The sequence below is a fragment of the Pseudomonas sp. IzPS59 genome (assembly GCF_014863505.1).
Taxonomy (GTDB): Bacteria; Pseudomonadota; Gammaproteobacteria; order Pseudomonadales; family Pseudomonadaceae; genus Aquipseudomonas; species Aquipseudomonas kribbensis.
The window spans coordinates 4,115,725-4,137,688 of the sequence record NZ_CP062251.1 but is presented as its reverse complement, the minus strand read 5'-3'; the positions used below and the strand labels follow the sequence as shown (position 1 = coordinate 4,137,688).

Here is a 21,964-nt window from a genome sequence, read left to right as displayed (position 1 = left end):
TCTGGCGTGTGTTGCAGCACTGCGCGAGGGACAAGGGAATGTTCTCACCTGCCAACCAGCCTCATTTCAACCTGACCATCGATGGCGCGGACAGCGATTTCCAGGTGCTGTCGTTCACCGGCCGGGAAGCCCTCAACACGCCCTTCGAATTCGAGCTGGAACTGGTCAGCGAAAAGGCCTCGATCAACCTCGAAAGCCTGCTGCACAAACTGGCGTTTCTTCAGCTGTCGCCGAGCGGCACCGGGATTCACGGGCTGATCTACAGCATCGCCCAAGGCGAAGCGGGCAAACGCCTGACCCGCTACAAGATCTCCCTGCGCCCGCAGCTTTCCTACCTCGCGCACCGCTTCAATCAGCGCATCTTCCAGCAGATGACCGTGCAGCAAATCATTAGCAAGGTGCTGGAAGAACACGGCATCCTCGCCAGCGATTACCACTTCCAGCTGAGCGCGATCTATCCCGAGCGCATCTACTGCACGCAGTACGACGAATCGGACCTGCACTTCGTCCAGCGCCTGTGCGAAGAGGAGGGGATTCACTACCACTTCCAGCACACGTCCAGCGGCCACAAACTGACCTTCGGCGATGATCAGACGGTGTTCCCGAAACTCGCGCCCGTGGCCTACCAGCAGGACTCCGGGCTGGTGGCGGACAAACCGGTGGTCAAGCGTTTCGGCCTGCGCCTGGCCACGCGCACCAGCCGCACCACGCGGCGCGATTACGACTTCGTCAAACCGAAGATCGAACTGGAAAGCGACGCCAAAAGCAGTGCCCAACCGGACCTGGAAGACTACGATTACCCGGGCCGATTCGTGGACCGCGAACGTGGCAAGCACCTGGCCAACCGCAACCTCGAACGCCACCGCAGCGACTATCGCCTGGCCGAGGGCAACAGCGACCAGCCGATTCTGGTCACGGGCCATTTTCTGGCCCTGACCGACCACGCCAACCCGACGTGGAACGACCTGTGGCTGCTCACCGAAATCTTCCACGAAGGCAAGCAGCCGCAAGTGCTGGAAGAGTCGGTCACCAGTGACACCACCGACGACAAGGACGATTTCCATCAGGGCTATCGCAACCGCTTCAACGCCATCCCCTGGGACGTGCCGTACCGTCCGCCGCTGGATCACCCGAAGCCCAAGGTCCTTGGCTCGCAAAGCGCCGTGGTCACAGGTCCCGAGGGCGAAGAAATCTTCTGCGACCAGTACGGCCGGGTGAAGGTGCAGTTCTTCTGGGACCGCGAAGGCCAGCACGACGACAAGACCACCTGCTGGATGCGCGTGGCCTCCAGTTGGGCCGCCGAAACCTTTGGCTCAATCAACATTCCGCGGGTCGGCATGGAAGTGCTGATCACCTTCCTCGAAGGCGATCCCGACCAGCCGCTGATCACCGGTTGCCTGTACCACGGCGCCAACCTGCCGCCGTACAAACTGCCGGACTTCAAGACCCTGGCCACGGTCAAGAGCAAGGAATACAAGGGCAGCCGCGCCAACGAACTGCGCATCGACGACACCACCAGCGAGATCAGCATCGCGCTGCGCAGTGACCACGGTGCAAGTGCGATCAACCTCGGTTACCTGACCCATCCGCGCCCGAGCGGCGGCCAGCCACGGGGCGAAGGTTTCGAACTGCGCACCGACCGCCACGGCGCCGTGCGCGCCGGGGCCGGTCTGTTGATCACCACCGAACCGCGCCCGAACGAATCGAAACACCACAAAGACCTGCCGGAAACCGCCGAACGCCTGGCCACCGCCAGCGATCAACAGGACGGTTTTGCTACGCAGGCCAAAGAGCTGCAAGCCCAAGAGGCGGGCGATCAGGACGACGTGGCCAAAGCCCTGCACGCGCAGCATCAAGGCGTACTCGGCAGCGGTCCGGCGAACCTCACCGCCAACGAATTCCCCGAGTTCACCGAGCCGCATCTGGTGCTCGCCAGTCCCGCCGGCATCGCCCTGACCACGCCGCGCTCCAGCCACATCGCCACTGGCGAACACCTGGCGCTGAGCAGCACCGGCCACACCAGTTTTTCCATCGGCAAACGCCTGCTGGCCAGTGCCAGTCGCGGCATGCGCCTGTTCGTGCAGAGCATGGGCTGGCGGCTGGTGGCGGCCTCCGGCGACATCGACGTCAAGGCGCTGAAGGACAGCATCAACCTGCTGGCCAAACTCAACATCACCGCCAACGCCGACCGGATCACCATCACCGCCAAGACCGAACTGGTGATCCAGGGCGGCGGCAGCGCCACGACCTACAACGCCGGCGGCATCACCCACGCCACTAGCGGCCCGTACACCGCGCATGCGGCGAACTTCGCCTACACCGGCGCCAAAAGTCTGGCCGGTGTGTTCCCGGAACCGCCGAAACCGGGCAAGGGCAACCTCGAATTGTTCAACCAGTACGCCGGGCGTCAGGGCATCAAGGACGGCGATTACGAAGTCATCGATGCCTTGGGCAAGAGCATCAAGGGCAAGCTCGATGCGAAGGGCTTCGCCAGTGTTGCCGGCGCCGCACCGGGGCCGGCGCGCGTGCTGTTCGGCAAGGATCCGGCGGACACCTGGAGTGAAGGCAGCTACATCGGCAAGCCGGAATGGCCGTTGAATCCGCCGGGTGCCGAAGACGTGCCGAGTCAGGTGCAGGCGATGGTGGCGCAGGCGTTGCCGAGCAAGAACTGGGACATGTTGGAGAAGGGCAAGGAATTGGCACAGACAGGGATGGGTGCGATGCAAACGGCGCAGCAGGTGAAAGGTGTGATGCAGGGCGGGGCGGCAGGGTTGCCGAAGCTGGCGAGTGCGGCGATGCCGAGTGCGTCGGGGATTCTCGGGGCGGCGAGCAAGGCGGGCAAGTTGCCAACGCTTCCGGCTCCAGCCCTGCCAAAAACTTCTATTAAAACCCCGGGCCTGCCGGCGGGTGAGATGCTGTCATGACCACTGAAACTGCTGTTGTAAAACGCGAGCCTCAGGTTGCCGTCGTTCCGCTCAATGTTATCGACGCAAAGGATGTTGGACGCGGAGCGGCTAAATTCGATGCCTGGCTCCAATCCATCAGCGGAGGTGTTGTTACGCTTGACCGGATTAAAAACGTTGCGGGCTCGTTGCCGGTGGTTGGCAATATCATGGCGCTGGTCGACGCATTGGGTGACATCGTTACGTTATCCAAGAGCAAAAAGCGCGAAGTGCTCGATTGGGTCAGTCTGGGCATCAACTTGATAGGCGTGCTGCCTGCACCACCTAGCATGGCTGCGGCACGCATGAGTCTGCGGCCCACGTTGTTCCTGGTCAGACAGGAGTTGCGTAGCAGCGCAAAGATGTTGCTCGGCGACTCATTGATCGAAGTCTTGATTGGTCATCTGAATGCCACGATCGTCGGTACTATTGACGACTTCGCGAAACAGGCCCAGGGAAAGTTGGCCGGCATACTTTCTGATGCAGGCAAGCTTGGTGAGAGTGCGATCAACGAGATTGCGAAAGGACTTGAAACCGTTGTCAAAGGTGAGCTCGATACAAAGGGCTCTGTGCAGGCTGCGAAGAAGCAGATCAGCGCTGCTGGCGACAAACTGCTCAGTGATCCGAAGGCTGCCATAGGCAACATTTTCGGAGCGGTATTCAGCGCATACAAAGCTGCTGGTAAAGGGCTGGCCAATAGCGCCTCGCGGGCTCTGATGCCTGACGAGGTCAAACACCTGGTACTGAGCCATACCTCTACCTTGCGAGCAATGGGGCCGGAACTGCGCGGTCAACTGACCAAGCTGAGTGACCCAGGTGTCCAGCATTCGATCGGTTGGTTGCTCGTTATGCTGACTGGGGCCGTTGCCAGCTGGCGCAAGCGTAATGCTCATGGACAGAGCGCCAGTGTCAAACCGGGTGCGACCAGTAAAGCTCAACGTCAGGGTACTGATGGTCAACTGGGCGCGAGCAGTAAGGAAAGCCCGGCAAGTCAGGCTGCGAAGGGGGATAAGAACGGTTGCTGTACCGGTACTTGCAACAGTATCAACTTTGCACTGGGCTCAGAATCCTTGAGCCACACCGACTTCAGCCTGCCCGGTCTATTCCCGATTGAATGGGTGCGTACTTACAGCTCTCGATTTGATGCATTTGACACGAGCGAGTTGGGAGCACGGTGGGTGACGGAGTTTTCCACCCGGTTTGACTGTCGGGGCGACGGATTAGTGTTTTTTGGCGCCGACGGTCGAAGTATTGACTTCCCATTGCCCAAGGTTGGCCAATTCCAATACAACGCCGTTGAAAATGTCACACTCGTACGCTTGAGCGAAGATCAACTTTTGGTTTGCTTTGGTTTCGAGCGAAAAGAAACCTATGTGCGCCGTGGTCGCAGTTACTGGCTGACGAATGTGGTGATGCGTAATGGTGCCGGGTTAATGCTGCATTACGAGCATCGCCACGGTGATGTCTCTGTTCTTTCAGATCTGATCACTTATCAGGATGACGTGACTCAGGTTCTCCTACATGTAGGTACTCTCATCGACGACCATGGCCGGATAACAGGCCTTTGGGAAATTTGCGATGGTGCACCCCGGCGGCAACTCTGCAGCTATCAGTACGATGACTTCGGGGATTTGGTTCAGGCACAAGACGAGAACGGGGCGACCTGGGAATACCAATACCAACACCATCTACTCACCCGATATACCGATCGCACCGGCCGTGGCATGAATCTGCAATGGCAAGGGCACACCGCTGATGCCAAAGCTGTTCGCGAATGGGCTGACGACGGCAGTTTCGATACTCGCCTGGATTGGGACGAAAACATTCGTCTCACGTACGTTACTGACGCACACGGCAATGAGACCTGGCACTACTACGACATTTTGGGCTACACCTATCGAATTCGATATCCGGACGAACGATCGGAGTGGTTCTTCCGCGATGAAGCCAAAAATGTGATTCGTCACGTTCATACCGACGGAAGTACTGAACGTTACAGTTATGACGAGCGAGGTAACTTGCTCGAGCACATAAGTCCCGACGGAAGTGTGGCTCACTACGCTTATGACGATCAGAATCAGTTGATCAGGATCAGCGATGCGGAGGGGGGGCAGTGGGAACGCGCCTACGATGACGCTGGAAATCTGGTGGAGTCCGTCGATCCATTGGGCAATAAGACGGAGTATTCCTATGACAAGGCTGGTCGACCTGTTGCTATCAAGGACGCCAATGGCAACGAAAAGAAACTCGAATACAACGATGCAGGCTTGTTGCTGAAATACACAGACTGTTCGGGTAAGGCCAGTGCCTGGGAATACAACGAACGCGGTCAGATGATCTGCTTCACTGATGCAGCGGGACAGAGTACTGAATACCAGTACGAGTCGGGACATGTTGTACTTGTTACGCATTCCGATAAAACTGAAGAACACTTTAAACGCGACGCCGAAGGGCGTTTGCTGACCCATGTTGATGGCCTGGATCGCTGCACGACCTGGACTTACACGGCAGCGGGGTTGATCGCCGAAAGAGTCGATGCTTGCGAACAGAGTCTTTGTTATCGCTGGGATCGGCTGGGGCGCCTGGTGGCACTCGAAAACGAAAACAATCAACGTACCCAGTTCCATTACGATCCGGCAGGACGACTCCTTGAGGAGACGGGGTTCGACGGTCACACGACTCGATATCAGTACGATCCCGAAACTGGCCGATTGGCTCAGGCTGTATCCGCAGAGCGCGTTATCTCGATGACATTCGATCCGATGGGACGATTGATCGGTCGTCACGCGAGTCTTGGCGAGACAGCTCAAAGCGAGACCTTTGCTTACGACGGCAATGGAAACATGGTCATGGCCACGAACGATCAGAGCCGCCTGCAGTGGTTCTATGATCCGGCGGGCAATCTGACGAGAGAGCACCAGCACTATCTGGGTCTTGAGCAGCCGACAGTTGCTATCTGGAAGCATGAGTATGACGTGCTCAATCAATGCGTTGCGACGACTCGCCCAGACGGTCACCGTGTCAGTTGGCTGACCTATGGCAGTGGCCACTTGCTTGCGCTGCGTCTGGATGAGCACGAGCTGGTCGGGTATGAGCGTGACGACCTGCATCGAGAGGTTGCCCGTCATCAGGGCAACCATTTATTGCAAACGCAGAAGTGGGACCCTGCTGGTCGTCTGCAAGAGCAATTACTGGCGCGAGTGGATGACAAGTCCACATTGCTCAAGCGCGAATACAAGTATGACGCTGTCGGCCAATTGTCGGAGCTCAACGATAGTCGCCGAGGCCCAGCAGTCTATCGCTATGATCCGGTCGGGCGATTGCTCAGTGCCGTGAGCCGTAATGGGTTGGAGACATTCTCTTTCGACCCGGCCAGTAACCTGCTCGATGAAAAGGCTTCAGAGGTACGCAGGCCTCTGGAACTCGATCCTCCACGCAGCAAGCTTCTGGATAACCTGATACGCGAGTATGCCGGTACCCACTATGAATACGACGAGCGCGGAAATCAGACGCTGCGTTGGCACAATGGCAACCGCAGTCAAATGCGGTGGGATTTGTTTGATCGACTGGTTCATTTTGAAGACTCTCGTCTCTCTGTCGAGTTTGCTTACGATGCGCTGGGGCGTCGGATTTACAAGAATTCGACGGCGCACTTCAAGCATCGTCACGAAGCCGGTTCGCACTGGAATCGAAATGAACAGGGACGCATACAGCGTGAGCTCGGTTGCAGCCTGACACTCTACGGCTGGGATGGAGACAATTTGTCGTGGGAAAGCAGCCCTGCCGACATGGACGGCGGTACCGGGCGTACCGTGCATTACATTTATGAGCCGGGCACGTTTATACCCATAGCGCAGGCGCTTCGACAGAGTCCGATCAATTTGGTTGGTCAGCCTGAGTACCTCGGGAGTTACAGCCTCGATGATGACCCGTTATGGGCTCATGAGCCGAAGGCGCAACCTTTCGATGTGTTGGCCTGGTATCAGTGTGATCATCTGGGGACTCCCCTCGAGCTGACAGACCAAAAGGGGCAGGTGGTGTGGGCAGCTCGTTACCAGGCGTGGGGACAAGTAAAGGAAGAGAAGACCAGTTTTGCTGTCCAGCACGGATTGACCAACCCCATACGTTTCCAGGGGCAATATCACGACCATGAAACGGGTCTGCACTATAACCGCTACAGATACTACGATCCGCAGGTCGGGCGCTTCATCTCGAAGGATCCGATAGGCCTGGCTGGTGGTATCAACCTTCACCAATACGCACCTAATCCAACCCAGTGGATCGACCCGCTTGGTCTGGTGAAAAAAGCCCCGTCAAAGGTCGCACTGAAAGATGGTCATGGAGCATCGGCTCAAGACATGGCGGCGAGCAAGGTCGGTGGTGGCAGTCGGAAAGGGCAGTCTGCTTGCCGCAAAAAGCTTATCGCCAAGAGCAAGCCTGTGGGTGTCTACAAGTGCTGGCGTTGTGGACATACCTCTACAAACCCGGATGACATGCACTTGGGCCACAAGAACGTGGCGACGTCCAATGGTGGCAACCTCGCCGATGTAAACGTGGATCTTGAGGGTGCATCCTGTAACCTGAGCGCTGGGAACAGTGGTTACGTGAAAGAAGGTATGTCGTGTGTTGAACGTGGAAGCTGCGGAGCACCGTATGGACGATAGAAGCGCACCTGTTTTGATTCAAGTATTCGTCGCAGATGACGATGGCCCGGTGTATGAGGAACTGCCGGCTCGACAGGTTGCGGAGGATACATATGAGCTGCTTTCCTCTCCGGGCCTGGCGCTGAATCTGGCACGGGGTGATGTGATCTCGATCAAGAACAAAAACGCCCATGCAGACGTGTTGAAGCGAGGTGGCAATTTTTGCATCCACATTTATGCCGATTACATTCCCCCTGAGGAAATAGACGGACTTGAACGAGGTGTCGGTCTTGAGCTGGGTGGAACACTGGACGGTGTACATGAGGGCAACCTCTCGCTAGCCGTCCCGGCGATCAATGGGATGGATAAGATCAATCAGTTTTTTGATCGGTTTAGCGAGAAAACCGGCATCCAATGGTATTACGCAAACATCTATAAAAACATTGATGACGACGAGGACGAGACGCTTCTGAACTGGTGGCTACAGAGTTGAAGTGATGGGCGAGGAACAACACGGTGGTCGGAGGAAAATCTCTTGAGCGAGCTTGAAACGACCACTCCTGACTCGTCTCAGAGAATACTCTGTGAAAAATATGGGCTCGCCATCCAGCCCCCTGAGGACATGGTTGCTGTCGCCCTGAAGACACTCGGCCGATCTCCCATTTACGGCAGTAGAGTGGAGCCACCTGAGGGAGGAAATGTAAGTTGGTTCATTCACTGCGGAGAGTATTGCGCTGCGGCGGATGATTTTTACCAGGCTGTCCATGTTCGCCACTTGAATGAAATTCTGCCGCAGACGGTGAGCTTTCTCTCTCTGCCCACAGGGGCAAAGTTCATTACTGATGCGCAAGGGTATGAAGACGTATGGATGACTGAGAAACGATAAATAGAGGAACCGGAGGAAAACCGGTTTCAATGCTGCTCAAGACAACGTTGAAGTATGAGTAGTCAATACTTGTCAATGGAGTGACGTGATGAAAGACGCAATCCGCTTGGGCGACTCCACCACTCACGGTGGCAAGGTGCTCGAAGCATTCTCCCAAACCAACCTCAACGGTAAGCCAATTGCCGGGGTGGGTCACAAAGTCAGCTGTCCCTTATGCAAAGGGGTTTTCCCTATTGCCGAGGGCAGCAGCACCTACACCGTCGATGGCGTGCCCATCGCGCTGGACGGCATGAAAACCGCCTGTGGAGCCGCGTTGATCTCCAGTGGCCCGAAAGGCGCCGTAATCAGCTGAGTCCCTGAATTTCGGTTACTTCTGTCTGCCTTGATCGATATTTAGAGTGGGCAGGGCCAGTCCCAGTGTTCAAAAAGCAAAAAGGTCGCAGCCTGCGACAGCTCTGCATGAGGATTGATTCTCCCCTGTAGACGCTGCCGCAGGCTGCGATCTTTTGCTTTTACTTCGCAGAAAACTTCAACACCACGCTCTGGGTGTAGGTCTGTCCCGGATCCAGCCGGGTGCTCGGGAAGTTCGGCTGGTTCGGCGAGTCCGGGTAGTGCTGGGTCTCCAGGGTGAACGCGCCCCAGTGTGGATAGACCTTGCCACCCTTGCCCTTGACCGTGCCGTCGAGGAAGTTGCTGGTGTAGAACTGCACGCCGGGTTCGTTGGTGTACAGCTGCAAGTGGCGACCGGATTGCGGGTCGCTGACTTCGGCGGCGAGTTTGCTGACGTCACCTTTGGTGTCCAGCGCCCAGTTGAAATCGAAGCCACCGTGTTGCGGTTCGGCGAATTTCAGTTGCGGGTGATCGGCCTTGATGTGCTGGCCGATGGCGGTGGGTTTGGTGAAGTCCATCGGCGTGCCGGCCACGGGCGCCAGTTCTCCGGTCGGGATCAGTTTGGCGGTCACCGGGGTGTAATGGCCGGCATGCAGGGTGGCGACTTGCTTGAGAATGTCGCCGTTGCCGGCACCGGCGAGGTTGAAGTAGCTGTGGTTGGTCAGGTTGAGCACCGTCGGTTTGTCGGTGCTGGCCTTGTAGTCGATGCGCAGTTCGTTGTTGTCGGTGAGGCGGTAAGTCACTTCGGTGGTGAGGTTGCCGGGGAAACCCATTTCGCCATCCGCCGACAGGTAGGTCAGGGTCACGCCTACCGAATCCTTGTCCTTGGTTTCCGTCGCCTTCCAGACTTTTTTGTCGAAGCCCTGAGTGCCGCCGTGCAAGGCATTGGTCTTGTCGTTCTGCGGCACTTGATAGCGTTTGCCGTCGAGTTCGAAGGCGCCGTCGGCCAGGCGATTGCCGAAGCGGCCGATGGTCGCGCCGAAGTACGCGGTGCCTTTCTGGTAACCCTGCACATCGTCGAAACCGAGGACGATGTCGTCGAGCTTGCCGTGCTTGTCCGGCACCTGCAGCGCCTGCAAGGTCGCGCCGTAGGTGATGACCGTGGCTTGCATGCCGTGGCTGTTGCGCAGGATGTATTGCTCGACGGGGGTGCCGTCATTGGTTTTGCCGAAGGCTTTGTGTTCGCTGGACAGGCCGGCGGCCTGGGCGGAGAGGCTGGCGATCATCAGGGACAGTCCGAGGCCGCAGAGTAAGTGTCGGGATTGAAGCATGGTTGACCTTCCTTTTTGTTGTTGTTTTCAAAATCACTAAATAGTCATGCTAATTGTCGTTTGAATGAAAATTTATAGACGATTAAACGTTTATTGCAAAAATAAAGTCGGACTAAATGATGATTCGTCAAACACCGAAAGTCGGGAAAACGCTGCGGCACTGCACTTTTGCGCAATCCCCGGCTCTATCCATGGCCAGGTTGCGGTGACTCCCGCCGCACAGGAACGTGTCTGTCAAAGAATTCATGCCGAGAGTTTTGCCCCACATCGCTGCATTCATTCATCGCCCGTGCCTGTTGCTGGCCTGCCTGTCGACCCTGTTGCTCGGCGCTTGCAGTCATCAGGACGGCAACAATTTCGTCAGCCAGATGCGTGAGGGCAGGCCTCAGGAGTTTCTTCAGACCAGCGTCGACCGCATGGCCACCCTGGCGATGCGCGACAACCTCGACAGCCTCTATCGCCTGATGGGCAAGTTGTACCTGCGCAACCCGGACGAATTGCGCAAATCCGGCTTCCTCGACATTCGCACGGCGGTCAAGCAAGTGCGGTTGGCCATTGAGCAGCAGCAACCGCTGCCGACCCTCGGCGGTAAAAAAGACTTGGCGGCGTTGAGCTATGCGATGAGTCCGGAGTTTCTCGGTGACCGGGTCGGTGCCTTCATCTATGCCATCGGCAGCATGCTGGTCACCGCCCACGGCAATCGCACCGAGTTCTACATGACCGATGCGATCAACCCGACCTTCGTCAACAACGCCGCGCGCAACATCGAGAAAGCCACGTGGATCCTCGCCCAACGGCAGAACGAGGAAGGTCAGCCGCTGCTGTTCTCCAATGAGATATCGGAGGAGGGCAGCAACCTGAGCTTCGCCACGGAGTTCGGCAAAGTCGTGGCGCGTCTCGATCTGCTGACCCAGATGCTCGACGAGCGCTACCGGCGTATTGGTTTGAACTACGCCCAGAGCCTGCTGTTTTTGAATTTTTTGCCCGTGCAGTAAGCCAGGTCGGGTAGAGTGGCGGACGATGAGATTTGTATACAATCCGTCGTCCGATTTGACTCAAAGGGAGCTGCACCTGTCATGACCGACCCCGCAAGCGCCGAATACACGAGCCTGGAAAGGGCCATCCGCACCGACAAACTGCCTTACGCCGCGCTGCTGGCGTTTGCCATGACCGGCTTCATCGCCATCCTCACGGAAACCTTGCCGGCCGGTCTGTTGCCGCAGATCGGCGCGGGCCTCAACGTCAGTGAAGTGCTGGCCGGGCAACTGGTGACGCTGTATGCGCTGGGCTCGATTGTCGCGGCGATTCCGCTGACGGTCGCCACCCGAGGCTGGGGGCGCAAGCGGGTGCTGCTGATGACGGTCGGCGGGTTTCTGCTGTTCAACACCGTCACCACGTTTTCCACTCATTACGGCGTGACCCTGGCGTCGCGGTTTCTGGCCGGGATGGCGGCAGGGCTTTCCTGGGGGATCATGGCCGGTTACGCGCGCGGGATCGTGCCGGTGCATCAGCAGGGCCGGGCGCTGGCGATTGCCATGCTCGGCACCCCGGTGGCGTTGTCGCTGGGCACGCCAGCCGGCACCTGGCTGGGCAATGCGATCGGCTGGCGCGCCTCGTTCGGGATCATGTCGGCATTGGCTCTGGTGTTGGCAGCGTGGATCGTCATCGCGGTGCCGGACCGTCCGGGCCAGGCCCGCGCCGAGCGTTTGCCGCTGATGCAGTCACTGCGCTTGCCCGGCGTACGCCCGGTGCTGTTCGTGGTGCTGACCTGGATGCTCGGCCACAACATTCTCTACACCTACATCGCGCCGTTTCTGATGCAGGCCGGTCTTGGCGAGCGGGTCGATCTGGTGCTGCTGGTCTTTGGCCTGTGCTCGCTGCTGGGGATCTGGATCATCGGCCTGTTGGTGGATCGCTGGTTGCGGGGGCTGGCCCTGATCAGCCTCGCGGTGTTTGCCGTGACCGCACTGGTGCTGGCGCTGGCCGCGCCTTCGCCGTGGCTGATTTATGCGTGCATGGCGGTGTGGGGGTTGTCGTTCGGCGGTTCGGCCACATTGCTGCTTACCGCTGCTGCGGACTCTGCCGGTGAACATGTCGATGTGGTGCAGGCGATGCTCACCACTTCGTGGAACGTGGCGATTGCCGGCGGCGGATTGTTTGGCGGGTTGCTGCTGGACCGGGCGGGGGCGATGTCGTTTCCGTGGGCGCTGTTGATTCTGTCGCTGATTGCGCTGGCCACGGTGTGGATCAATTCCACCCACAGTTTCAAACCCGGCCGGCGGCAACACTGAAGCATGAAATGGCATAACGATAGATCGGATCGATATAGGTGGTTATAAGAAAAATCGCTATGCTGCGGGCCAGATTTTTCCTGTCGTCTTCTGGATGTCTTCATGGAATTGGCAAATTTCGGCCTGGTGATTGCCGGGCTGGTGGTGGGCTTTATCGTCGGCATGACCGGTGTCGGCGGCGGTTCGTTGATGACGCCGATCCTGCTGTGGTTCGGCATCAACCCGGCCACGGCGGTGGGCACTGACCTGCTGTACGCCGCCATCACCAAATCCAGCGGCGTGCTGGTGCACAGGAAGAACAAGAACATCGATTGGGCCATCACCGGCTGGCTGACCCTTGGCAGTGTGCCGGCGGTGGCGATGACCTTGTGGTTCCTCAGTACCCTGCACACCGCACCGGATGCGATGAACGCCATCATCAAGCAGGCGCTGGGCTACGTGCTGTTCGCCACGGCGATGGCGATTCTGTTCAAGAAGCGCCTGCTGGAATTCGCCCACAAACGCGCGGGCGGCAACTACAACCCCAGCGGCACTCGCTTGAATATCATGACGGTGATCACCGGCCTGATCCTCGGCACCATGGTCGCCCTGACCTCCATCGGCGCCGGCGCCCTCGGCACCGTCGCGCTGTTCATCCTCTATCCGCTGCTGCCGACCCGCCGTCTGGTCGGCACCGAAATCGCCCACGCCGTACCACTGACCCTGGTCGCCGGCCTCGGCCACGCAAGCATGGGCAACATGGACTGGGGCGTGCTGGGCTTCCTGCTGGTGGGTTCGCTGCCGGGCATCTGGCTCGGCAGTCACCTGACCGGTCGGGTCTCCGATGAACTGCTGCGTCCGTGCCTGGCGACGATGCTGGTATTGATCGGGTACAAGCTGGCGTTCTGATCCGCGTGCCGGCATGACCCGGCAAGCTCGACAGTCGCTCCGGGGCGGTCATAAAAGGTAAACAAATGGGCGACAGGATCGCGCCCGTCCGGTTGCGCAAAATCGTTGCTGACCTACGCTTTGAACAAGGCGAAACATATTTGCCGGGCAACCCCGGAACAATCGCCACGATGCGCAATCATTAGAGCGTGGATATCAAAAGGAGATGCGCATGCTCATCAGGTCATTGACCCTGACACTCTTGCTGGCGATTGCCGGCCCCTTGTTCGCCGGGGACAACGATTCCCCTCTGGATGTCGACAAAGGCAATTACCGCCCCTTGATCGTCATCGCCAGCAGTACGGTCGACCCGGTCTGGGTGAGCCTGAAAAAATCCCTAGAGGACCCGGCCAACAAGCAGGGGATCGCCGACCGCAAGCTCAAGGTCTACACCATCCTCAATATGGCCGGACAGCTTGACGGCAAGGATCTTGGGCAACAGGACACCATGGCGCTGTTGCGCTCGCTGAAGCTGGGTGCCGGGGCCTATCCGAAAGTCTTTCTGATGGGCAAGGATGGGGAAACCAAACTGTCGGCCGCCGGGGACGAGGCGAAGTCGGTGGACCTGAAGAAAGTCTTCGACACCATCGATGCATTGCCGGCCGCCGAGAAGGAACTGGTCGCCGCGCCTCCACCTCCAGCAGCCACCGAGGCAGCACCGGCCAAGGGGGCGAAGAACGGCAAACCGGCAAAACCTGCGAAACCCGCCAAGCCGCCGGAAATGCCGGATGATTGAGAGCACGGTTCGGGTGACCTGAACAAAAAATGGCGAACGGATATTTCCGTTCGCCATTTTTATTGCCCGCAAATTACCAGTTGTAGCGATACCCGACATTCACCGCCCAGGGCTGCTCGATGTCACTGCCTTTGGCGTACTGCCCCTCGACATACACATGGTGGTTTTGTGCTGCAGTCAGCATCAACCCGCCACCCAGTTCCGCCCGTGATCCCGGCAGGCGACTGTCCAGGCGTGCGCCGTTGACCTTTACTTCGCTGTCGCCGGCATGTTCGGTGACCCAGGCAGCCTTGACGTACGGTTTGATCCGCAGGCCCTTGTCCAGTTGCAGTTCGCGCCCGAACTGCGCACCGACCCGACTCTGCACCGAGGTCATCGCATCCTGCTGTACATCCAGTCCATTACTGGCGGTGTAACGTCCGCCGCTGATGCGCGTCACCTGCACGCTCACCTGAGGTTCGACGAACCAGTCCCGGCCCAGATCGATGACCTTGCCGATCTGCGCCTCGGCACTGACGGCATGGTTGTCGTAATGGGCCTTGACCGGGTCGCCGAGGTTGCTGGTGATCTTGATCTCATTGTTCAGCCGCGAATATTTGAGGGCACCGTCGACATACAAGCCGCTCTGATCCTGATAGCTGGCGTAGGCGCCCAGCGTGGTGCTGTCGATCGTGCCTTTACTGCGCTCACCGAAATCCTGGCGGCCCTGACCCTGACCGAACAGGGCGCCGACATACAGCGTTCCACTGGCCGTCGGCAGCGCGGTGTCGGCACCGATTTCCATGCCGTTGGCCTGTTGCTGAAAAGCGCGGCTGGTGCGGGTGTCGAGTTTCTGTTCTGTGCCGTAACCTCGAGCCCAGATGCCGCCCTGATCCTTGCCCGAACGCAAATCGGAAAAGTGCTGTCGGGTGCTGCCGTTTTGCGCATCGAGCAATGCGGCAGTGGCGGCCTGGTTGGCGACGGCGGCGTTCGCACCTTTACTCAGAATCTGTGATTGCGGCTGAGGCTGCGGTTGCGGTGTCGCTGGCGGTTGAATCACTACCGGTTGCACCGCGGTTTCCGGTTGGCCATCGACCGGTGGAACCTGCGGCTCCTGGATACTTTCATCCGGTGTGCTGATCGCCGGTTTGCCCAGATACCAGTCATTCCCCTGTTTCTGCAGCGAGTAGCGGTAGGCCCCGGCATCGACCGTGCCGCCGAACAGCTGGAAATCACCATTGCCGCCATTGCCCTCGACCAGCTTCAGAGCCTGCTGTGCGCCACTCGGTGCATTGCCGGAATCCGCCACCACCAAGGTGTGCAGATCGCTGATCGTGCCTTGCACCTTGAGCAGGTCGCCGCGCAATGACGCCAGATCGGTGTTCATTGCGAACGTTCCGTTGCCGGTCAGCGGGCCGTTGATGGTCAGGGTGTGGAATGCCCCGCTGATGGCCGGATCGGCAAACTCGACCCGGCCATCGAGGCGGTTGGCTCCGTTCAATGCGGCGTCACCCTTGAGGCGCAGCAGCGCACCGTCGTTCAGCGTGGTGTCGCTGGCGGTGGCTGCGGCGCCCAGCACCATCACGCCGCCCTGATTGACTGTGGTATTGGAGACCGTCGTGCCGGCCACGCTTGTCATCGTACCGCCCTGATTGATCCGCGTATCGTCGACCGACGCGGTGTCGTTGACCGCCAGTTCGCCGCCGGCATTGACCGTGGTCTGTTGCGCATGACCATTCTGGTAGACGGTCATCAGGCTGTTGGCGACGAGGGTATTCTTGGCCAGCGCATCGCCGTAGACATACATCTGGCCACCGTCGAGCCGGGTGTCGCTGACTGCGGCGTTTTGCGTTACTTCAAAAAAGCCGTCGTTGACCCGGGTCGTCAGCGCTGTGGCAGAACCGATCAATACCAGTGTGCCGTTTTCCATCAGGGTGTCGGTGAGCTTCGCGCTGTCACGGGCTTCCAGCCATCCGCTGTCCTTGATCGTGGTGCTGCTGGCCACGCTCTCATCAAGCAACTGAAGGGTGCCAAGGCTCACGATGCTGTCGGTCAGTGTTGCGCCGGTGCCGGCCAGGACCGTTGAGCCGTTATCGACCAACAGGTTGCTTTGTGGCGAGGTCAGGCAAGGCAAACCGTCGCAACTGGCGGCCTGTACCACCATGGGCGCGGCACTGAGCACCAGCAGGGCACCCGAAAGTGAAACCCGAGAAAACCGTACATTCAACGCAAGCATGATGATCCGCCGACAACCGCTATAAGAGGCGGCGAATTCTGCTCAGGCGAGTGGTCGGGGTAACGCAGGCACTTCCCAAGTATTTGTAGGAAGCGTCCTACACAGAAGCACTGTGCAAGGCCACTTGCAGGTGCGACTGCAAACGCTTCATCTGCTGCCCGAAGGCTTCGAACAAGCGGTGCACTTCCTGGCGCGTGGTGCTGACTTCGCAGGTCGCTTCCAGTTGTTCGCATGCAGCGATCAACGGCGCGGCGTGAATGATCCGCGCGCTGCCGAGGATTTTGTGGCAGCAGCGTTTCATCTCGGAAAAGTCACCGGCCTGAAACAGCGCCTGCATGGTTTCGAAATCTTCCTGGTTGGTGCGCAGCACCGTGGCGAGCAGTTGCCGGGTCATGCTCAGATCGCCTGCGGTGATGGCAGTGACCTTCGACAGATCGAAGCACGGCGCAGTGGCCTGTCTGGCCCGTTCGGCCTCGCGCAGGTAGCGTTCGAGCACAGGGCGGGTGAGGGGCTTGAACAGGCAGTCGTTCATTCCGGCCTCGAGGCAGCGCTGGATTTCCTCGGGGCGGGCGTTGGCCGTCAGCCCCAGCACATGGGTTGGTGCACGGCCTTCGGCGGCTTCGATGGCGCGCAACTGGCGGGTCATCTTGTCGCCGTTGAGCAGCGGCATGTTGCAGTCGGTGATCAGGTAATCAAAGGTGTCTTCGCGCCACAGGCGCAGGCCGTCGATCCCGTTTTCGGCGCAGGTGACACGCATGCCCAGGGACTCCAGCTGGCGCTGCAGCACCACGCGGTTGAACTCGTGATCCTCGACGATCAACACATGACGCACGGGCAGTGGCGGCAGCGTTGCATCGTCGGTTGCCGGAGTTGCCTCGTCGTCCGGCAGGCGTTTGACCGGCAGTTCCAGGGTGAAGCAGGCGCCTTGTCCCGGCTGGCTCTCGCAGGTCAGTCGGCCGCCCATCTGCTCGGTCAATTGCCGACAGATCGACAGCCCGAGACCGCTGCCGACCTGAACCTCACGATCACCGACCTCGAATTGGGTATAGGGCTGGAACAGGCGCTGACGCTGCTGTTCGTCGAGCCCGATGCCGGTGTCGCGCACCACCAGGCGCAGTCGGGCAAGTTCGCCGTCGGGCTCCAGGCGCAGCTCGACGGTGACGGTTCCCTGAGCTGTGAACTTGATTGCATTGCTCAGCAGGTTGGAAAGAATCTGCCTGAACCGTAGCGAGTCCAGCTCCACGGCGCTGTCGGCGTGGTTGCTGATGAAGTTCAGCTCAAGGTTTTTCTGCCGGGCCAGGCTGGCGAATCCCTCGGTCACGGTTCGCGCCAGCGGTTCGGGATGGCAGCGGCTGTTGCGCAGTTCGAACTGGCCGGCCTCGATTCGGGTCAGGTCGAGAATCTCGCCGATCAATTCCATCATGCCGCCGGCGGATTGCTGGGCGATATCGATCAGTTCGGTGTCGTCCGGACGCGGTGCGGACTGGTGACGCAGCAGTTCGAGTACGCCGATCAATGCGCTCATCGGTGTGCGGATCTCGTGGCTCATCACCGCCAGGAAATGGCTCTTGCCGCGGTTGGCTGCCTCGGCCTGATGTTTGGCCGCGAGCAAGGCGTGTTGCAGATGCTGCTGTTCGGTGAAGTCGATCCAGCCGCCGATCACGCCGGTCATGGTCCCGTCGGAATCACGGTAGGGCAGGGCCCAATGGTAGATGTGGTAGGTTTTGTCCTTGACCGTCATGGTGAAGCTGTCGAACGACGGTTCGCCGCTTTCCAGGGTGGCGCGGTGGATGCGTTTGTACTGGTGGGCGGTGTCCAGCGGCAGGATGTTCGCCTCGATCAGGCCTTTGTTCAGCACCTGGTGCGGCTCCACTTCCATCACTTGCAGATACGCGCGGTTGCAGCTCAACAGCAGCCCTTTGCGGTCACGCACGTAGATCGGGTGCGGCGTGCCATCGACCAGCACCTGCATGAACAGCAACTGATCGCTCAAGGCTTTTTGTGCCTTTTGCCGCTCGGCGATCTGCCGCCGCAGACCCAGGTTCCACGCCAGAATCACCAGCAGCACGGTCAGCAGCACCAACACCGCACGCAGAATCCAGTTTTTGTAAGTGCTCCAGGTGTCCTGGCTGTCCTGGGAATTCTGCCAGCGGCTGGCCAGGTCGCTTAACTCGTCCGGGGCGATATCGAGCAGTGCCTTGTCGAGAATCGAAACCAGCATGGCGTTCTGTTTGCCGGTGGCGAAACCGATCAGCGCCGGTTGTGCACCGAGCACCGAATCGATTTGCAGGCGACCGCGAAAGAATCGGTCGATCAAATATGCCGCGCCCATTTGCGGCTGGATCACGCCATCGACCTGGCCTTCGGCGAGCAGTTCATAGGTCTCGATTGGCGTGTCGACCTGCACGGTGCGGATGTCCGGCCATTCACGCTCCAGCCAGTTGGCGGCGGCCGAATCCTTGATGATCGCGACCCGATGGCCCTTGAGGCCGGCCAGCCCCTGACGTTCCGGTTGCGTGCGGGTGACCAGCACGAACGGGTTGATCACGTAGGCCCGAGAGAACGTCAGGCGTTCGTCGCGGCGGGCGCTGTAGGTCATCGCACCGATCAGGCTGGGCGGATCCCGTTGCGCGCGGCCGGTCATGGCGTCGACGGAGGACATCTTGACCGGCCGGAATGTCAGGCCGGTGCGGTCGTTGATCGTCTCCAGCAGATCGGCGGCCATACCCCGCAACTGGCCTTCGTTGTCGAAGAAGCTGAACGGTGAATAGCGGTCGTTGGCCAGGACCTCGATCTGTGGATGATCCTTGATCCATTGCTGTTCGGCGGCCGTCAGTTGCAGGCGGTTGTAACCGAGTTTCGGATTGGCGCCGATGCCCCAGCGCCGGGCAATGACCGTGCGCTCCTGGGGTGTGATCCTCGCCATCGCCGCATTGAGCAGGCTTAACAACCGCGCATTATCCTGCTGCACGGCGAAACTGAAACCCAGCCCCTCAGAGTCTCGTTGAATGGTCTGTTTCAGGCTCTGCTGGTAGCTGCGTTCGAGCAGGTATTGCGCAGTGATCGCATCGGTCAGCAGCACCGAGCCTTCACCGTAGGCCACCCGGCCGAGGCCTTGCTGGGTCGAGTCGACGGCTTGCAGCGGGTGTTCGGGAAACAACGACGCCACTCGTTCCCGGGTGATCCAGTCCTGATCGAACAGCACGGTGGTGCCGGTCGGCAACCGGTCACTGGGCCAGTGGGTGCCGAAGTGGCTGATCAATACAGCCTGGTCGTAAGCGTAAGGCGCGCTCAGTCTCAGATCTCTGTAGTTCGTTTTAAGGTGGTTGATACGCGGTACCAGATCGACATCGCCCCGTTGCAGCGCGGCAAGGGCCTGGGCCTGACTGGCGTATTGTTGGATCTCGATTCGCAGGCCAAGGCTGCGGGCGATCACATCGAGATAGTCTGCCGACAGGCCTTCGTAATCTTTCTGGTTGGCGGTGATGTCCAGCGGTGGCCGATCCGGCGAATACACCCCGGCGCGCAGCACATTTTTGTTGGCCAACCATTGATGCTGAGCGTTGTTGAGGGGCAGGGCGACCTGATTGTCTGCGGCACGGCTGAGCAGGCTCAGCGGCCCGGCATTCGCCGCCAGCGTCAGCAGCGTAAGGCTCAACGCGCTCAGCCATCGCCCGAACCTCATGGTTCAGACCAGGTGATTGCGTTTGGCGAAATCGATCAGCTCAAGCAACGTGCCTGCGTTGAGTTTCTGCATCAGACGGGTCTTGTAAGTGCTGATGGTCTTGTTGCTGAGCAGCATGTCATCGGCGATCTGCTTGTTGCTCTTGCCCTGGGCCAATCCGTGCAACACCTTGAGTTCGCGGCGCGACACGCCATCGAGCAGTTGCGCATCGTCTCGGGCAAAGTCGCTGGCCCGCACCGAATTCAGCGCATTGACCGGAAACCATGTCTTGCCACTGGCCACCGCTTTGAGCGCGGTGACGATCTCCACCGGATCGTCGACCTTCGACAAAAACGCCGACACCCCGGCCCGCAGGCATTGCGCCGCATAGGCCTGGCTTTTCAGGCCGGTGTGCACCAGCACATGAGCCTTGCTGCCGCCGATGCGCAAGCGGTCGATCACCGCCATGCCGTCGAGCTGCGGGATATCCAGGTCGAGCACAATCGCATCGGGCCTGAGCGCAAACGCCTGGCTCAACGCATCCACACCGTTGTCGCACTCACCCACAACCTCATGGCCCTCGCGGGCCAGAATCATCCCGATCGCCATGCGCACTACCGCGTGATCATCGACCAACAGCACTTTCATGGATCAACCCTCAGGCCCTGTTTCAGCATAGTCCGCAGGGGATGGCAGGCCCGGCAGATCGGATGCGTGGTGGTGGGGCAGTGAAAAAAAGGCGCGATCCTACAAGGTTTACGGGGGGAAGCAATGGGAGGTGTCGTGCAGAGGTATCTTTGGCGCTGGGGTGTAACTTTTTATCAGGGGGGAGGGGTATTACCCCTTAACCGACATTGAACTCGTGAAGTTCACCATCTCTCAAGGCATAAACCAGAGCCTCTTTTGCATCCGCGATGACCAAGGGAGACTGGGTTGTCAGCACGAATTGGCAGTTTGGAAATGTTTTGCTCAACCGCTGGATAAGGTTGATTTGCCATTCCGGATGCAGGTGAAGATCCACTTCATCGATGAGTACGATGCCTTCGCCGTGGAGCGGATTGCCCATTGACGGGTTCATCATGGCCAGTCGACGGGCGATGTCACCGGTCAGTGCCAGCATCGACTTTTCGCCTTGCGACAGTTGGGCGACATTGAAAGTGACACCGTCCTTGTCGATCGCCATGTGCAGGCGAGGTTTTCGTTGTACTCGCAGGTTGGTATAGCCCGGCATGAAGGCCGCGATGGCGGAGCGGGCGGCCGTCAGTTGGGAGTCACGGGAGGAAGCTTTGAGATTGGATAACGTTTTCCAGGCTTCGCTCTCGGCACCAAGCTTTTGAGCTATTTCGTTCAATGCGGAATCGGAAATGCCGGACTCGTTTTCGCTGTCTTCACGTTCTCGAAACCATTCAAAGAAGCGGCGAAAGTCGGTGCTGTGTTTCAGTGAGTCGTCGTAGCCCGCCAGTTGATCGAAGGTTTGTCCGCTTTTGATTTTCAGCGGAATTTCGAGAACCGAGCGCTCCACCGGATAGTAGGCGATCAGGGGAAGTGAGGCGTTGTCATCGGCTGTCAGCAGGGTGCGATAGTGATCGGCGAGCAGGTTTACGTCTTCCAAGGAGCTGCGCAGAGTTGTTTTCCCTTCCTGTTTGCTGTGTGACATGCCCCATACGAATACATCGTCTTCTTCATCGGGATCAGACTCGGCATTGACTCGGGGATGTGCAGGTTCTGCTACCGCGATCGAGACGATGGCAGCAGAAGTCCCGTTTCGAATGTCTTCCTCTGCGATATGGCTGCCATTGCCTTTTCGGGTACGAATCCTTGCTATCAGCCAGCTCAGGCAGGTGGTGAGCGCTTTCAGCAGAGTGGTTTTGCCGGCGCCATTGATTCCCACGAACACGGTGACGCGGGAAGGGGATCCGGAAAGAGGAGCCAAATGAACGGTGATGTCATTGAACCGACCGACATTCGTGAGTTTGAGGCTGTTGATCTTCACTAATCC

At 59.1% G+C, this 21,964-nt stretch carries 13 protein-coding genes and 1 pseudogene; 9 read left to right on the top strand and 5 right to left on the bottom strand.

From position 1 onward, the window contains the following. Positions 1–38: 38 nt before the first annotated feature. The 5 genes from IF189_RS18520 to IF189_RS18500 all read left to right on the top strand — a co-directional run bounded on the left by IF189_RS18520 (position 39) and on the right by IF189_RS18500 (position 8,823). Positions 39–2,924, top strand: coding sequence for a type VI secretion system tip protein VgrG (locus IF189_RS18520; protein WP_192552041.1), 2,886 nt, complete (start codon positions 39–41; stop codon positions 2,922–2,924). Then, entirely contained in the window at positions 2,921–7,606 is a 4,686-nt protein-coding gene (locus IF189_RS18515; protein ID WP_134827453.1) for an RHS repeat-associated core domain-containing protein, read from the top strand. Before IF189_RS18520 ends, IF189_RS18515 begins: the two co-directional genes overlap by 4 nt. Then, positions 7,596–8,078, top strand: coding sequence for a DUF4265 domain-containing protein (locus IF189_RS18510; RefSeq protein ID WP_065259374.1), 483 nt, complete (start codon positions 7,596–7,598; stop codon positions 8,076–8,078). Before IF189_RS18515 ends, IF189_RS18510 begins: the two co-directional genes overlap by 11 nt. Positions 8,079–8,120: 42 nt before the next feature. Further along, entirely contained in the window at positions 8,121–8,471 is a 351-nt protein-coding gene (locus tag IF189_RS18505) for a hypothetical protein (RefSeq protein ID WP_134827452.1), read from the top strand. Between the two features lie 88 nt (positions 8,472–8,559). Further along, positions 8,560–8,823, top strand: coding sequence for a PAAR domain-containing protein (locus IF189_RS18500; RefSeq protein ID WP_134827451.1), 264 nt, complete (start codon positions 8,560–8,562; stop codon positions 8,821–8,823). 160 nt (positions 8,824–8,983) lie between these two features. Here IF189_RS18500 and IF189_RS18495 read toward each other — a convergent pair whose 3' ends face one another. After that, on the bottom strand, positions 8,984–10,132 hold the full coding sequence (locus IF189_RS18495; protein ID WP_192552040.1) for an aldose epimerase family protein: 1,149 nt from the start codon (positions 10,130–10,132) through the stop codon (positions 8,984–8,986). 245 nt (positions 10,133–10,377) lie between these two features. Here IF189_RS18495 and IF189_RS18490 point away from each other — a divergent pair, with 245 nt between their 5' ends. From IF189_RS18490 to IF189_RS18475, 4 genes are all read left to right on the top strand, one after another. Then, complete coding sequence (locus IF189_RS18490) at positions 10,378–11,127, top strand: hypothetical protein (protein WP_192552039.1); 750 nt, start codon at positions 10,378–10,380, stop codon at positions 11,125–11,127. An 81-nt stretch (positions 11,128–11,208) separates the two neighbouring features. Next, positions 11,209–12,423, top strand: coding sequence for an MFS transporter (locus IF189_RS18485; protein ID WP_192552038.1), 1,215 nt, complete (start codon positions 11,209–11,211; stop codon positions 12,421–12,423). A gap of 102 nt (positions 12,424–12,525) precedes the next feature. Then, positions 12,526–13,311, top strand: coding sequence for a sulfite exporter TauE/SafE family protein (locus tag IF189_RS18480; RefSeq protein ID WP_085712503.1), 786 nt, complete (start codon positions 12,526–12,528; stop codon positions 13,309–13,311). A 211-nt stretch (positions 13,312–13,522) separates the two neighbouring features. Next, positions 13,523–14,086, top strand: coding sequence for a DUF4174 domain-containing protein (locus IF189_RS18475; protein ID WP_134827447.1), 564 nt, complete (start codon positions 13,523–13,525; stop codon positions 14,084–14,086). A 73-nt stretch (positions 14,087–14,159) separates the two neighbouring features. Here IF189_RS18475 and IF189_RS18470 read toward each other — a convergent pair whose 3' ends face one another. The 4 genes and pseudogenes from IF189_RS18470 to IF189_RS18455 form a co-directional block, all read right to left on the bottom strand. After that, a complete protein-coding gene (locus IF189_RS18470; protein ID WP_134827446.1) occupies positions 14,160–16,301 on the bottom strand; it encodes an autotransporter outer membrane beta-barrel domain-containing protein in 2,142 nt (713 codons plus the stop codon). Between the two features lie 97 nt (positions 16,302–16,398). After that, positions 16,399–19,986 carry an ATP-binding protein gene (locus IF189_RS18465; RefSeq protein ID WP_134827445.1) on the bottom strand — a complete coding sequence of 1,196 codons (3,588 nt, stop codon included), beginning with the start codon at positions 19,984–19,986 and terminating at the stop codon, positions 16,399–16,401. Positions 19,987–19,989: 3 nt separating this feature from the next. Further along, positions 19,990–20,613, bottom strand: a complete 624-nt coding sequence (locus IF189_RS18460) for a response regulator transcription factor (protein ID WP_085712498.1) — start codon at positions 20,611–20,613, stop codon at positions 19,990–19,992. 211 nt (positions 20,614–20,824) lie between these two features. Further along, a pseudogene (locus tag IF189_RS18455) lies at positions 20,825–21,958 on the bottom strand (AAA family ATPase); the annotation flags it as partial. Positions 21,959–21,964 lie beyond the last annotated feature (6 nt).